The sequence below is a fragment of the Aquibium oceanicum genome (assembly GCF_001889605.1).
In the GTDB taxonomy this organism is placed as follows: Bacteria; Pseudomonadota; Alphaproteobacteria; order Rhizobiales; family Rhizobiaceae; genus Aquibium; species Aquibium oceanicum.
Genome location: NZ_CP018171.1, coordinates 1685212 through 1699829 on the forward strand (window position 1 = coordinate 1685212; position 14618 = coordinate 1699829).

The 14618-nt window shown below is 64.4% G+C and carries 14 protein-coding genes; 7 read left to right on the forward strand and 7 right to left on the reverse strand.

Annotation, left to right across the window (positions count from 1 at the left end; all coding sequences use genetic code 11):
• Positions 1 to 11 precede the first annotated feature (11 nt).
• The 6 genes from BSQ44_RS08370 to BSQ44_RS08395 all read right to left on the reverse strand — a co-directional run bounded on the left by BSQ44_RS08370 (position 12) and on the right by BSQ44_RS08395 (position 6263).
• Positions 12 to 1919: an AAA family ATPase gene (locus tag BSQ44_RS08370; RefSeq protein ID WP_072602966.1), complete on the reverse strand. Its 1908-nt coding sequence runs from the start codon at positions 1917 to 1919 to the stop codon at positions 12 to 14.
• An 11-nt stretch (positions 1920 to 1930) separates the two neighbouring features.
• Positions 1931 to 2722, reverse strand: a complete 792-nt coding sequence (locus BSQ44_RS08375; protein WP_072602968.1) for a Fic family protein — start codon at positions 2720 to 2722, stop codon at positions 1931 to 1933.
• Positions 2712 to 3857: a hypothetical protein gene (locus BSQ44_RS08380; RefSeq protein WP_072602971.1), complete on the reverse strand. Its 1146-nt coding sequence runs from the start codon at positions 3855 to 3857 to the stop codon at positions 2712 to 2714. Before BSQ44_RS08380 ends, BSQ44_RS08375 begins: the two co-directional genes overlap by 11 nt.
• Before the next feature lie 55 nt (positions 3858 to 3912).
• On the reverse strand, positions 3913 to 5007 hold the full coding sequence (locus BSQ44_RS08385; protein ID WP_072602973.1) for a GumC domain-containing protein: 1095 nt from the start codon (positions 5005 to 5007) through the stop codon (positions 3913 to 3915).
• Between the two features lie 143 nt (positions 5008 to 5150).
• Positions 5151 to 5546 (reverse strand): c-type cytochrome, encoded by a 396-nt coding sequence (locus BSQ44_RS08390; RefSeq protein ID WP_072602975.1) that lies wholly within the window; start codon positions 5544 to 5546, stop codon positions 5151 to 5153.
• Between the two features lie 105 nt (positions 5547 to 5651).
• Positions 5652 to 6263 (reverse strand): thymidine kinase, encoded by a 612-nt coding sequence (locus BSQ44_RS08395; RefSeq protein ID WP_072602977.1) that lies wholly within the window; start codon positions 6261 to 6263, stop codon positions 5652 to 5654.
• 239 nt (positions 6264 to 6502) lie between these two features.
• On the opposite strand from BSQ44_RS08395, the gene BSQ44_RS08400 reads away from it, so the two are divergent.
• The 4 genes from BSQ44_RS08400 (at position 6503) to BSQ44_RS08415 (ending at position 11417) form a co-directional block, all read left to right on the forward strand.
• Positions 6503 to 7447 (forward strand): choline ABC transporter substrate-binding protein, encoded by a 945-nt coding sequence (locus BSQ44_RS08400; protein ID WP_072602979.1) that lies wholly within the window; start codon positions 6503 to 6505, stop codon positions 7445 to 7447.
• Between the two features lie 95 nt (positions 7448 to 7542).
• Complete coding sequence (gene choW / locus BSQ44_RS08405; RefSeq protein WP_072602982.1) at positions 7543 to 8403, forward strand: choline ABC transporter permease subunit; 861 nt, start codon at positions 7543 to 7545, stop codon at positions 8401 to 8403.
• Complete coding sequence (gene choV / locus BSQ44_RS08410; protein WP_072602984.1) at positions 8400 to 9581, forward strand: choline ABC transporter ATP-binding protein; 1182 nt, start codon at positions 8400 to 8402, stop codon at positions 9579 to 9581. The genes choW and choV overlap by 4 nt, the downstream gene beginning before the upstream one ends.
• A 156-nt stretch (positions 9582 to 9737) precedes the next feature.
• Positions 9738 to 11417 carry a formate--tetrahydrofolate ligase gene (locus tag BSQ44_RS08415; RefSeq protein WP_072607946.1) on the forward strand — a complete coding sequence of 560 codons (1680 nt, stop codon included), beginning with the start codon at positions 9738 to 9740 and terminating at the stop codon, positions 11415 to 11417.
• Positions 11418 to 11582: 165 nt separating this feature from the next.
• Here the strand turns inward: BSQ44_RS08415 and BSQ44_RS08420 are convergent, their stop codons facing one another.
• Complete coding sequence (locus tag BSQ44_RS08420) at positions 11583 to 11888, reverse strand: DUF4342 domain-containing protein (protein WP_072602987.1); 306 nt, start codon at positions 11886 to 11888, stop codon at positions 11583 to 11585.
• 142 nt (positions 11889 to 12030) lie between these two features.
• Between BSQ44_RS08420 and BSQ44_RS08425 the strand changes: the two genes are divergently transcribed.
• The 3 genes from BSQ44_RS08425 (at position 12031) to BSQ44_RS26830 (ending at position 14615) form a co-directional block, all read left to right on the forward strand.
• A complete protein-coding gene (locus BSQ44_RS08425; RefSeq protein WP_235633367.1) occupies positions 12031 to 12783 on the forward strand; it encodes a phosphatase PAP2 family protein in 753 nt (250 codons plus the stop codon).
• A gap of 60 nt (positions 12784 to 12843) precedes the next feature.
• A complete protein-coding gene (locus BSQ44_RS08430) occupies positions 12844 to 14103 on the forward strand; it encodes a DUF2254 domain-containing protein (protein ID WP_072602989.1) in 1260 nt (419 codons plus the stop codon).
• 95 nt (positions 14104 to 14198) lie between these two features.
• Positions 14199 to 14615, forward strand: a complete 417-nt coding sequence (locus tag BSQ44_RS26830; RefSeq protein ID WP_157894548.1) for a hypothetical protein — start codon at positions 14199 to 14201, stop codon at positions 14613 to 14615.
• Positions 14616 to 14618 lie beyond the last annotated feature (3 nt).

Sequence of the window (14618 nt, forward strand, 5' to 3'; positions counted from 1 at the left end):
TTATTTTTCAATCATTCCCACGCCCCCTTCGCCTTCATCGCCTCCATCTCCCGCACCGCGCGCTCGCGTAGCCTCGCATCGCGGATCATCTTCGACACCGCCGCGTCGTCGGAGCGGTCGGAGTAGCGGAATTCGGAGTCGGCGTAGCGGTTGATCTCCTGCATCACCATGGCCATCGAGAAAGGCTTGCGCAGCTCCTCGATCATGGCCTTCTTCTCCTCGTAGGGCTTGTGCATGAAAGCCTCGGGCGTCTCGAACCATACATCGGGCAGGTCGATGTCCATCGCGCGCATCTTGATCGCGTCGGTGACGTTCTTGATCGCGCGGCCGGTGAAGCGCGGTTCGGCCTCCTTGATCATGTGGAGATAGGTGCCGACGTCGGCCATCGTCCGCGGCTCGCCGAACTGGTCGAGATAGCGCTCGTAGACCTTCTTCAGACCCTCTTCCTGCGGCCTGGAGTGCTCCTCGTAGGCGGTGTTGATTGCCTTCTGGATCACCTGCGCCTCCAGGAGGTCGTGTTGCCCGAGCGGGATCTTGTGGTTCTTGCCGGCAAGCAGCACGAAGATGTCGATGTAGTCGTCGCGCGTCTGCGGCCCGTCGACCAGCCAGCGCGCGCCGGCCCGCTGGCGCAGCGCGTCGTCGACGTTCTCCGGATAGTTGGAGAACATGCCGAAGGAGCAGTTCCCGCGCACCACGGTCGACGCGCCCTGAAAACTCTCCATCAGGACGCCGGTGATCTCCTGCTGTCCCGCCGAGGCGCGGTCGTCGGACCGTTTTGCCGCCACCTGGTCGATGTCGTCCACGGTGCCGAAGCCGATGGCGCGCGGGTTGATGACGTTGTTGACGAACTGCTTGCAGTTCTGGCCCGACTTGCCTTGATACGACGAGATCTGGTCTACGCCGAAATTCTCGTAGTGGAACGGGTAGCCGGCCACCTGGCAATATTCGTTGATGAGGCCCGCCGTCATCTGGATCAGCATCGTCTTGCCGGTGCCCGGCGCGCCGTCGCCGATGAAGGTGAAGAGGAAGCCGCCCAGCTCGACGAACGGGTTCATCTGCCGGTCGAAGTCGTAGGCCATCAGCATCTTTGCGAGCCGCATGGCCTGGTACTTGGCAATGTGGTTGCCGACGATCTCGTTCGGTTTCTTGAACGACATCGACAGCGGCTTGCGCTTCTGGCCCGGCGCGACGTCGAAGCCGTCGAGCGTGAAGTCGTCCGAATCCAGCCGGATGTGCGCGTCCTCGAAGGCGCCCAGCCCGTCGAAGCGTCCCTTGCGCGCGAGAAGCCCCTCGATCGCGACGCGCGCGAAAGCCCGGGCGCGGGACGCGATTTCGCTCTCGTCCTTGGCGCCCGCGACTGCCCGGTCGAGCCCGGCGACCATCGATTTAAGCGCGTCCTGCGCCGTGTCGAACAGGAAGTCCGGTTCTTCCGTGTCGTTGACCGGCTCGCCTTCGCCGTCCACAAGCTGCAAGAGGTACGATCCGAAGGCGAAGGCGGCGACGTAGGCCGCGGCCGACAGGAGCTTCTTGTAGCGCGCAGCCTCCTCGCCCTGCAGCGGCGACTGCATGTTTTTCGATTGCAGGCTCTCGAGGTCGCTGCCCTGCGCGAAGACGTCGCCGATCGCGAGTGACACCTCCAGCCCGCGCCGTGCCCGAAACAGCAGCGTATGCTGCGGGATCGACATCAGCTGGTCGCCGGGGCGCACCGATGCGACGGTCTTCGCCAGCTCCACTTCCTTCGTGCGCCGCACCGATCCCGTGGAAACGGTGGAGACGAAGCGCCGGCCGGTGCCGGCAAGCGCCGTCTGCGAACCGCCGCCATCGCCTTCGAGCACGATGATGCGCGTGATCATCGACTGCGCCGTGGCGCGGTGCTTCTCGATGTCCTTCTCGGAAAGAGTGGTCAGGCCGGCGTCCATGCTGTCCTCGGTCAGTTGGCTCTTGGTTCTGCCTGTTCGGCCGCGCTCAGGTAGAGATCGAGCGTCTGGTCGAGCCTGCGAAACATCAGTTCGTCGAACGCCGCTATCCCCTTCGCCGTGGCGATTGCCTCCAGTGCGGCGATGTAGGCTGGGCGGTCTTCCGGCCGGATGGCGATCGCGGGAAATCCGCCGCGCAGCAGGACGAGGTTCATCAGGAGGCGCGCGGTGCGGCCGTTGCCATCGTCGAACGGATGTATCGCGACCAGCCGGCGGTGTGCTTCGAAGGCGGTTTCCGGTTCGTCGGGGGACGTCTGGAGCCAGGCGGCAAAAGTGGCCATCAGCACTGGAACGTCGATCGGCGGCGGAAATGCTTGGACGCCGCTGGACGTGTTCACGAACCGTGCCTTGTCCGCATATTGCCCGGCGATGGAGCGGTTCGACTGCGCCACGACCAATGCATGCATCGCCCGTATGTCGTTTTCCCTGATGGGCTCCGCTCCGTGTCGCCGCGACATCTCGAAGACCCAGTCCAGTGCATGCGCATGGTCCGTCGCCTCCAGGTGATCCTTCAGCGGTTTGCCGCCGATTGTCAGGCCTTTTTCCAGCACCAGCGCGGTCTCGCCCGCCGTGAGCGTGTTTCCCTCCAGCGCGTTGGAGGTGAAGGTGATGTCGATGCGCTGCGCCCGGTCGAGGCTGTCCCACGCATCGCTTGAGACGCGACTTCTGAAGTCGGAAAGCCGACGCATCTTGGAGCGCACGGTCTGCGCCATCGAGACGAGCCGGGCACCCTCCTCAAACGTCATTGATCACGCTTCCGCCCGAGAGCACGTGGACCTTGTATCCGGCGAAGATCTTCTGCGCCTCTCCGGCGGCATAGAGCGCCTGGTAGGCTTCGTGCGGGATCAGCGCGTGCTTCTCGTAGGCGCTGACGCCCTGCCGAGCCGCTTCGAGATCGTCCGTCTCGATGTGGAATTCCTCGCGCGCCGGTTCGCTGGACCACAGCCCCTTGCGCGCCGGCTTCTCCGATTTCGAGTAGACTTCCTGGATCGTCCAGGTGAGCAGCCAGGCGTTCTGCGGCCGGTGCACCTTGTCGAGAATGGCCTCGACGGTGGAATTGTTCTCGGTGATCCCGGCCGAATAGAACGGCCCCAGCACCACGCGGCGCAATTGCTTGGGGTGAAGCTCGGGAAAGTCCTTGTCGAGATTGCCGGCGATGGTGGCCGGCGACAGGCCGTAGGTCGAGTTCTTCTCGGCGAAATCGTCGAACCGGTGCGCGAGGGCGGGATTGAGCAGGCCCTCGACCGGCAGAGGGATCGGCACGGTCTCGGCGAGCTTGCCGTCGCGCGTGACCAGCATGTCGACGAGGTCGGGCGAGGAATCCTCCACCAGCGCCATGTAGACCAGCGGGAGGTTGGCGGAACCGTCGAACGCGCCCCAGTGCACGAGATAGTAGGGCCTGCGCGTGTTTGGATTGACCGAGACCCGCACCGTCTTGGGCAGCACGAACGGGGGGAAGACGAGGCCGGTGCCGACGTCCTGGAGGTAGAGGCGCTCAGCCATCGAGCGCTGCAGCGACCTGGGGAAATCCTTGTGGCGCAGGATGAAATCCACCATCTCGGCGCGCAGTTCATCCGGCGGCGGAATGGCGGCCAGCCGCTGCTCGGCCGTGCGACGGTCGTGTTCCAGTTCGAGCACGTTCTGGAACACCGGAAAGCCGCTTTCGGCCCGCGAGATGCGGAAGCTCTCCACGAAGCCGAGCCGGTTGTTCCAGCAGGCGAAGGAGTTTTCCAGCCGCACGATGTATTCGCCGATGACCTGCGCCACCAGCAGGTGGTTCTGCAGCGGTGAGCGGTCGTCGCGCAGGAAGACGTCCAGCCCCGCCAGCGCGGCCGAAATCGCGTCGAAATAGCGAGCTGCTGCGGTGTCGGGCGGCTTCATGACGGCGCGGCCTTAGGCGATACCGGTGGCATGGACAAACGTAGGTCCGCCTTCCTCAGGCGCTCGGCCTCACGTAGTCGGCCGCGTTGTGCTTCTTCATGACCTCGTCGAAGCGCCGCGCGAAGGCCTCGTCGGCCAGCTTCTTGCGCCGCTGGATGTCGGCGGTCGCGACCATGTTCTTCTCGTGCATTTCCAGAAGGTCGCCGATGTGCCGCTGCGCGGCGGCGCCAATGCCGGCCATCGTCTGCTCGGCGGTGTTATCGACCTGGCTGCCGAGCGTGTTGATCTTGTGGGCGACGTCCTGCTGGGCCGCGGTCTTCAGTGAATCCTCCAGCGCCTTGTACAGCACGATGCGCTGCTCGGTATCGATCGTCAGCTTGTTGATGAGCGTGTTCTGCGCCGCGATCTGGTTGTTGAGCGAATCCACGAAGGTCTGGAACATGGAGGTGTAGCGCTCCAGCGTCTGGCTCTCGGCGAGCAGTTCCTGTTCCTTGGCCTGTCGCTCGTTGTATTCGGTCGCGAGCTTGGAGCGTTCGCCTTCCAGTTCGGTGCGCTGGGTCTGGTCGGTCGACGCGGCGATGCGGTTTTCCACGTCGAGCAGCATCGGGTTCAATTCCTCGATGCGCTTCTGCGTCTCCGTCAAGGTCTCGATGGTCGCCTTGCGCCGCTCGATCACCTGGCTCAGGCTCGCCTCAGAGGTCGCGTATCGCTGGTCAAGCACCTGCTTCTGCGCCTTGAGGATGCCGACGATCGTGTCGGACTTCGCCAGCAGTTCCTGAAGGTTGCCGGCGAGCGACATGTTGCGCACGCGCTCGGTGCGCATGCGCTGCTGGCGCTGCTTGGAGAAGATGCCCACGAAGCTTTCCCAGCCCGTGTAGTTCTTCATCGATTCGAACTCGGTGCCGAAGACGTTGGTGGCATCCTCCAGACCGATGATCAGGTCGGCGATGTTGGCTTCCATCGTCTTCTGCTGCTTGAGCACGTCCTGGATGCGGGCGTTCTCGATGTCGAATTCGGCGTCGCCGATCTTCTGGTCGGATTGGGCAAACTTGTCGAGCACGATGCCCGATTGCTCGATCTTCGATCGCATCTCGTCGACGACGCGTTTCGTCTTGGCAATCTCGGCGTCGAAATTCTGCAGCGTCGCCATTCACACCCCCAAGGCTTCACGTCGCGTCAGGCGACGCGGCGAATATATGGATGGGATGTAACGATTGGAAGTCTCGGATGCTCGCCGGCGGGTAACATCCCGCGGGACTGCGAGGAAAACCCCGCCCGACCGCTGCCCGAGGCTCATTCCGGTTTCGGGTCCGCCTTCAGGTAGGCGATGATGTTGGCCAGGTCCTCGTCCTTCTTCAGCCCCGCGAAGGCCATTTTTCCGCCGGGGACCTTGGCGCGCGGCGCCCGCAGGTACTCGGTCAGGTTGGCGTCGTCCCACACGAGCCCGGCCGCGCCGGCTTCCTTCATGGCCTTGGAGTATTTCGATCCGTAGCTTTCCAGCGTGCCGGCGGTCCGGCCATGCACGCCGGAGAGGTTCGGCCCGACCTTGTTCTTGTCGCCGACCGCGTCGTGGCAGGCCTTGCACTTGTTGAAGACCTTGAGGCCCGCCGCGGCATCGCCGTCGGCCATCGCCGGCATGGACGCCGCCAGTACTATCGCGCCAGCCTGAAGAACAACCCGGATCCGCATCGCTCAATCCCCCGTCGGCTATAAATCAGACGCCTGAATGCGAGGCTGGGATAGCAGAAGACGTGCCGCTCGGCGCAGGCGCGAATTGTCACAACCCGCCCGGCCTCATCGCCGCACGAAACCGATCATGTCCTCCGCCGGCCAGCGGCCCATCTCCTCTTCCCAGTGGCGCCGGCACAGCGACACGTAGACGTCCTTGCCGATCGCGACCTGTTCGCCCTCCCGCGCCACCTTGCCGTCCGCCCCGAGCCGCACGACCATGGTCGCCTTGCGCCCGCAGCGGCAGATGGTGCGCACCTCGCGCAGTTCGTCGGCGATCGCCAGCAGCGCGCGCGAGCCGGGAAACAGATTGCCCTGGAAGTCGGTCCTCAACCCGTAGCACATGACCGGGATGCCGAGACGGTCGGCCACCCTGGCAAGCTGCCAGACCTGCTCTTCCTCCAGAAACTGCGCCTCGTCGACGAACACGCAATGGATCGATTCGTGCCCGTGGCGCTCTGCGATCCGCGCGTAAAGGTCGTCGCCGCTGCGGAACATGTGCGCATCCGATTCCAGGCCGATTCGCGACGAGATGTACCCCGCGTCGTCTTTCCGGTAATGACCGGCGACGAACAGCATCGTCTCCATGCCGCCTTCCCGGTAGTTGTAGGATGCCTGCAGCAGCATCGTCGACTTGCCGGCGTTCATGGTCGCGTAGTGGAAGTAGAGCTTGGCCATGCGCAGCCTTTAAGCGCAGTTTTGCGCCGCATGGGAGTCGCCAGCCCTCTGCCGCGCCCGAAAAAGAGCCCCGTCCACGACGAAAAGCCGGCTTTGGCCGCCGCGGCGACCTCAAACGCCGCCTTCGGCTGTGCAAGTACCTTGAAACGGCACCGAAATGGTGTTTGGCTCAGGCGATCGTTAGAACAGCGGAGCGGCGCCATCATGCCGTGGCCGCGAAGGCAACGGGAGTATCCAGAATGAACCAGTTCAAGGCTTGCGCCATCGCGGTTGGGTTCGCGGCGGCGACGACGTCGGGCGCGCTCGCGGCCGATCCGGAAAGCTGCCGCGAGATCGTCTTCTCCGACGTCGGGTGGACGGACATCACCGCCACGACCGCCACCGCGTCGGTGGTGCTCGACGCGCTCGGCTACGAACCCTCGGTGGAAATCCTGTCGGTGCCGGTCACCTACACCTCGCTGAAGAGCGGCGACGTCGATGTCTTCCTCGGCAACTGGATGCCTACGATGGAAGCCGACATCGCGCCTTACCGCGAAGACGGCACCGTCAAGACGCTGGTGACCAACCTCGAAGGCGCCAAGTACACGCTCGCCGTACCGCAATACACCTTCGAGAAGGGCCTCAAGAGCTTCCAGGATATCGCCAAGTTCCAGACCGAACTCGACGGCAAGATCTACGGCATCGAGGCTGGCAACGACGGCAATCGCCTGATCCTCGACATGATCTCCAGCGACCAGTACGGCCTCGGCGGCTTCGAACTGGTCGAGAGCTCCGAAGCCGGCATGCTGTCGGCCGTCAAGAAGGCGGCGGGCAAGGAGGAGGACGTCGTCTTCCTCGGCTGGGAGCCGCATCCCATGAACGCCAACATCGACATGGCTTATCTTTCGGGCGGTGACGACGTTTTCGGTGCCAATTACGGTGGCGCCACCGTGCACACCAACGTCCGCGCGGACCTTCCGGAGGAATGTCCGAACCTGGCGAAGTTCCTGACCAATCTCGTCTTCTCGCTCGAGATGGAGAACGAGATCATGGGCGCGATCCTCGACGAGGGCGAGGATCCCCAGGCGGCGGCGACGGAATGGCTGAAGGCCAATCCCGGCGCCATCGAACCCTGGCTCGCCGGCGTCACCACGCTCGACGGCGGCGACGCCATGCCGGCGGTGAAATCGGCGCTGGGAATGTGATCGTCCGCTCGGGGGAGCAGATGGTTCTCGGCGGCCGGACCACGTCCGGCCGCCGTTTCGTTGGGGAATTATGAACGCCTGAGGGGTGGCCTGCGATGGATCCGGTTTCGGCGTGGATTGCCGATCGCGACAACAAGATTCCGGTCGGAGACTGGGGCCGCCAGTTCTTCGACTTTCTCACCGACAACTTCGAATGGTTCTTCGACAGCGTTGCCGACGGGCTAACCGCCGTCCTCGACGGCGTCGCCGACCTGCTCCTGCTGTTGCCGCCGGTCCTCGTCGTGCTGCTCATCGCCGCCTTCGCCTGGTGGCTGAAGAAATCCTGGAAGCTGGCGCTCGGCGTGGCGCTCGGCCTTCTCTTCATCATCAACCAGGATCTGTGGAAGGAGACGATCGAGACGCTCGTGCTGGTCGTCGCAGCGGCGACCTGTTCCATGGCGATCGGCGTACCGATCGGCATCTTCGCCGCGCACAACGAGCGCGTCTACAAGGTCCTCCTGCCGATCCTCGACCTCATGCAGACGCTGCCGACCTTCGTCTACCTGATCCCGATCCTGATCCTGTTCGGGCTGGGCATCGCGCCGGGCCTCATCGTCACCGTCATCTTTGCCATGCCGGCGCCCATCCGCCTGACCTATTTGGGCATCACTTCGGTGCCGAAGCCCATGTTGGAGGCCGGCCAGAGTTTCGGTGCGACCAAGAGCCAGCTTTTGTGGAAGGTCGAGCTTCCCGCCGCGCTGCCCACCATCATGGCGGGCCTCACCCAGTGCATCATGCTGTCGCTATCCATGGTGGTGATCGCGGCGCTGATCGGCGCCAACGGGCTCGGCAAGCCGGTGGTGCGGGCGCTCAACACCGTCAACATTCCGCTCGGCCTTGAAGCCGGGCTGGCCATCGTCATCCTGGCCATCATCCTCGACCGTGTTGCCCGCATCGGACAGGGGAAAGCGAAATGAGCACGGCGGTCGAGTTCAGGAACGTCGATATCATCTTCGGCGAGGACACGAGCCAGGCCGTCGCCATGCTCGACGCCGGCGCGACCCGCCAGGAAATCCTCGAAAAGACCGGCGCCGTGCTCGGCTGCGCGGGCTGCAACCTGACCGTCGAGGAAGGCGAAATCTCAGTGCTGATGGGCTTGTCCGGGTCCGGCAAGTCGACGCTACTGCGCGCCGTCAACGGCCTCAATCCGGTGACGCGCGGCGAGGTGGTCGTCCATGACGGCGACTGGTCGGCCGACGTCGTCTCCTGCGGGCCGGACAATCTGCGCAAGATCCGGCGCGAATGTGTAGCCATGGTGTTCCAGCAGTTCGCGCTCCTGCCCTGGCGCAGCGTCGCCGAGAACGTCGGCTTCGGCCTCGAACTGGCAGGCGTTCCCGTCGCAGAGCGCAAGGAGCGCGTGAAGAGACAGCTCGAACTCGTCGGCCTGTCGCAGTGGGCGGATAAGCATGCCCACGAGCTTTCCGGCGGCATGCAGCAGCGCGTGGGTCTCGCGCGCGCCTTCGCCACCGAGGCGCCGATCCTCCTGATGGACGAGCCTTTTTCCGCGCTCGACCCGCTGATCCGCACCAAGCTGCAGGACGAACTGCTGCAGCTTCAGGCCGACCTCAAGAAGACGATCATCTTCGTCTCGCACGACCTCGAAGAGGCGCTGAAGATCGGCAACCGCATCACCATCATGGAGAGCGGCCGCATCGTCCAGTCCGGCTCCCCGGAGGACATCGTTCTGAAGCCCGCCAACGACTACGTGCGCGACTTCATCGCCAACGTGAACCCGCTGTCGGTGCTCACCGCCTGGAACGTCATGCGCGACCGCCGCGACCTTGAGGCTGCGGGCGAGGGCTGGCTCTGGCTCGACCGCCGCCAGACCACGCGCTTCCGCCTCGACGAGAACTTCATGGTCATCGCCGCCGAGCACAATGGCGAGCCGGCGGCCTGGACGTCCTGCGACGACCTCGAAGCGGTGCCGCGCGACCGGCCGCCCGTCTTCTGGGCCAAGCCCGGCACCTCGCTGAAGACGGTCATGCACGCCATGCACCAGTCCCAGACCGCGCCGGTGGCGCTGTTCGACGAGCAGACCCGCTTCATCGGCGCCATCGGCGTGCGCGACGTACTGCGGGCGGTGCTGCGCCGCTGATCCTCGGGCGGGGCGAACGAGCCCTGTCGCAATCGGTGCATTCCACGGCTGTTTTGGGACGGCGGCGGCTTTGCCAGTCGGGCTTGTATGCGCGCCGTGCGGAAGGACGCTCGATCCGCCGCGCCGAAGATTGCGAAATCCGCCGGGGGAGCCGAGATGGCCGAATACAAGTCCGACATCGAGATCGCGCGCGCCGCGAAGAAGAAGCCGATCATGGAGGTCGGCGGCAAGCTCGGCATTCCGTTCGAGCACCTCCTGCCCTACGGCCACGACAAGGCGAAGATCTCGGCAGATTTCATCGCCTCCAAGCGCGGCGGCAAGGACGGCAAGCTGATTCTGGTCACTGCCATCAACCCGACGCCGGCCGGCGAGGGAAAGACGACCACGACGGTCGGCCTCGGCGATGGCCTCAACCGCATCGGCAAGAAGGCCATCACCTGCATCCGCGAAGCCTCACTCGGGCCGAACTTCGGCGTCAAGGGTGGGGCGGCCGGCGGCGGCTACGCCCAGGTGGTGCCCATGGAGGACATGAACCTCCACTTCACCGGCGACTTCCACGCCATCACCACCGCCCACAACCTCCTCTCGGCGCTGATCGACAACCACATCTACTGGGGCAACGAGCTCGGCATCGACACCCGCCGCGTGGTGTGGCGCCGCGTCATGGACATGAACGACCGTGCCCTGCGCGAGATCGTCTGCTCGCTCGGCGGCGTTGCCAACGGCTATCCGCGCGAAGGCGGCTTCGACATCACCGTCGCCTCCGAGGTGATGGCGATCCTGTGCCTTGCTTCCGATCTGAAGGACCTGCAGAAGCGCATCGGCGACATCATCGTCGCCTATCGTCGCGACAAGACCCCGGTCTACGCCCGCGACCTGAAGGCCGACGGTGCGATGGCGGTGGTGCTCAAGGACGCCATGCAGCCCAACCTCGTCCAGACCCTGGAGAACAACCCGGCCTTCGTGCATGGCGGTCCCTTCGCCAACATCGCGCACGGCTGCAACTCGGTCGTCGCCACCACCACGGCGCTCAAGCTCGCCGACTACGTCGTTACCGAAGCTGGCTTCGGCGCCGATCTCGGCGCGGAAAAGTTCTTCGACATCAAGTGCCGCAAGGCCGGACTGAAGCCCGCGGCCGCCGTGATCGTCGCGACCGTTCGCGCCATGAAGATGAACGGCGGCGTCAAGAAGGAAGACCTCGGCCAGGAGGACGTCGAGGCGGTGAAGAAGGGCTGCGCCAATCTCGGCCGCCACATCGAGAACGTGAAGCAGTTCGGAGTGCCGGTGGTGGTCGCGATGAACCACTTCGTCTCCGACACCGACGCCGAGATCGCGGCGATGAAGGAATATGTCGCCAGCCAGGGGTCCGAAGCGATCCTGTGCAAGCACTGGGCGCACGGCTCCGCCGGTATCGAGGAACTGGCCAACAAGGTCTTGGAACTCGCCGAGAGCGGCGCTGCGCAGTTCTCGCCGCTCTATCCCGACGACATGCCGCTGTTCGAGAAGATCAACACCGTGGTCAAGCGCATCTACCGCGGCTCGGAGGCGATCGCCGACAAGTCGGTGCGTGACCAGCTGCACCAGTGGGAGCGGGCTGGCTACGGCAATTTGCCTGTCTGCATGGCCAAGACGCAGTATTCGTTCTCGACCGACCCGGCTCTACGCGGCGCGCCGACCGGCCACGTCGTACCGGTGCGCGAAGTGAGGCTCTCGGCCGGCGCCGGCTTCGTCGTGGCGATCTGCGGCGAGATCATGACCATGCCGGGCCTGCCCAAGGCGCCCTCGTCAGAAAAGATCTTCCTCAACGAGATGGGCCAGATCGAGGGCCTTTTCTAAGACGGATGTCCCGGTGCCGGAACCGGTGTCGGATAAGACATGCACAGGAACGGACCCCCGAGGCGCAGGGCGCGCGTCTGAAGATCGTGACGCGCTCTCGCGCCTCCATCCGGGCGTCAGAGCCGGCGCCCTGCGGCGCAGGCGAAGGCGATTGCCGGAAACGGATTAGCCGGCCGGCTTCTGCTCCTTGTCGTCGTCTTCCTCGCGCACGATCTCGATCTTCACCCGGGTGATCAGCGCGGCGACGGCGCCGAGGATTGCGAGCCAGGGTGCCGCCAGTACCACCGCGCCGCCGGCCAGCACGCCGATCGTCAGTGGCGTTTCGAGGTAGATGTCGCCGTCCTCCGCCCTGAGCCGAAGCTGCCGCACGTTACCCTCGGCGAGAATCTCCTTCACCCGCTCGACCAGTTCGTTGCCCGCGAGTTCGATCTCCTCGGTGAATGTCCGCTTCTGGTCCAATCGCTCGTCCATGACTTTCATCCTTCCTGTCCTATGTGAAATGCCGGTATGCATGATCTATGTGTACGCACAGGATAGAGGAGCCGCGGGGCGTGGCATTGATTTTGCGCAAGCGTGAGGCGGCGACGACCCTGCCGCGGACGGAGGGACGGACTTGATCCGTCCGACAGTCACCATGCTGGTGCGCGGCATGCGGGAGTACCGGGCGGCGGTACTGCCGGTGGCCATGGTCGCGATCCTGGCTTTCGGCGTCTTCTCCTTCTTCTCGATCGCCGACGAGATGGCGGAAGGCGAGATCCGGGCGATCGACGAGACGCTGTTCCTGATCTTCCGCAGCCCCTCGGATGTGGGCGACCCGCTCGGTCCGCCCTGGCTGGAGGAGGCGGCCGCGGAGATCACCGCGCTGGGCGGTTATCCCGTCATCATCCTCGCCGTCCTGGTCGTGACCGGCCTGCTTCTGATCACGCGACGTTATGGTCCGGCGGTTTACACCGTCGTCTCGGTGGCCTCCGGTGCCACGGTGTCCCAGGTGCTCAAGAGCTATTTCGAGCGCCCCCGTCCGGACCTGGTCGAACATCTCGACGTCGTCCACACCGCAAGCTTCCCGAGCGGCCATGCGATGGTCGGCACCGTCGCCTATCTAACGCTCGCGGCACTCGTGACCCGCTTCTTCGACGACAAGTACGTGCGGGTTTACGTGATCGTTGTAGCGGTCGTCATGTCGGTGCTCATCGGATTGACGCGCGTCTACCTGGGTGTGCACTGGCCGAGCGACGTCGCCGCCGGCTGGGCGCTCGGCACGGCATGGGCAAGCCTTGCCTGGCTTCTCGTATCCGCGCTTCAATTTCGCCGGAACCGCAAGGCGCGGCGCGTCGAGCCGGCTGCCGCGAAAGCCGGGTCCGTTTGAAGAATCCGCCTGCGATGCCATACCGTTTTGGGCGATGGCGCATGATTTGAAGGAAGCCCGATGACGTCCCGGTGGAAATGGCTGTTCGGACTTCTGACGCGGCGCCTCTGGTTCCGCGCCACGCTGATTTCGCTGCTGGCCGTGGTTTCCGCGCTGATCTCGATTCTTGTCGCACCGTTCCTGCCGCAGGGTCTGTCGGCCAAGATCGGCGCCGACGCCGTCGACAGCATCCTCACCATCATCGCCTCCAGCATGCTGGCGGTGACGACCTTCTCGCTGAGCACGACCGTGTCCGCCTACAGTGCCGCGACCTCCAACGTGACGCCGCGGGCGACCAAGCTCCTGATTGAGGATCCGACGACACAGAACGTTCTGGCGACCTTCGTCGGGTCCTTCCTTTACAGCCTCGTGGCGATCATCACCCTTTCGATGGGCCTCTACGGCCAGCGGGGCAGGGTGGTCCTGTTCGTCGTGACGATCGTGGTCGTGCTGCTGATCGTGGTGACGCTGTTGCGCTGGATCGACTATCTGCTGCGTCTGGGGCGGGTGGGAGAGACGACCGAACAGGTGGAAAAGGCCACCGAACATGCATTCCTGGGGCGTCTCGAGAACCCCTATCTCGGAGGCGTGCCCTTCCTCCATCCGCAATCCACGATACCTGCGGGTGCATTGCCGGTGCTTCCCGGCAAAGTCGGCTATGTCCAGCATGTCGATGTCGGCGCGATCTCCGAGATCGCCGAGACGCACCAGGCCGACATCTACGTCACTGCCATCCCCGGAACGCTGGTGGACATCAACCGTCCCTTGGCCTGGTGCGCCGGCTTCACGGACGAAGTGCCGGTCGGGGACCTGCGGCAGGCGTTCACGGTCGCCAATGAGCGCACCTACGATCAGGACCCCCGCTTCGGCCTGAGCGTACTTGCAGAGATCGCCTCGCGCGCACTTTCCCCGGCGATGAACGATCCAGGCACGGCCATCGACGTGATCGGACGCTCCGTCAGATTGCTGTCGATATGGGCTTCCGACCGAGAAACGCCCGAGATTCTCTATCCGCGGGTGAAGGTGCCCGAGATCAATCCCGGCGAACTGCTCGACGACATCTATCATCCCATCGCCCGCGATGGCGCGGCGATGGCCGAGGTGCACGTCCGGCTTCAGAAGGCGCTGCTCGCCCTTGCCAGGATGGGCGATTCCCGTTTCAGGATCGAAGCCATGCGGCACTCCCGTATGGCCATGGAGCGGGCGGAGCGGGCGATGGATTTCGAACCGGACCTCGATCGGGTCCGGCTGGCGGCGCAGCCCTTCGAGACCTTGGGATAACCGCTGGTCGACGCCGGATCACTGGCACACCACCCCGGAGAAACACAAGCATTCGAAGCTGCCTCGCAGGTCCGCCGCCACGGGGTGCCGGCGAAATGGAAGACATGGCGGACTGGACGTCGGGTGATTTTAACATTAGTTGGTCCGGCGTCCCCCACGTCGACATTGGAGCCGTCAACACAATGAAGCTTTACGCCGCTCTATCCGCATCTGCGCTCGCGCTGTTTCTGGCTGCTTGCAGCGATAGTTCTGAATCCAGCACCCCAGCACCGGCTACGCCGGTTACAGTGGAAGGTTTGTCCGGTTCTCAAGCTCAGCTGGAAATCGATCGTGCCGCCTACGAAGAGATCCGTAAGGTGTGGGATGAACTCTCCGAATCGATAAAGACCGCCACAGCCGAAGGCGACCTGGAAAAGGCCGCTGAACTGCGCGCTGATCGTGGCGAAATCAAATCCGAATACGTAGCCGCACGGGACAAGTATCGAGCGACCCGTCGAGCACAAGATCAATAGAAG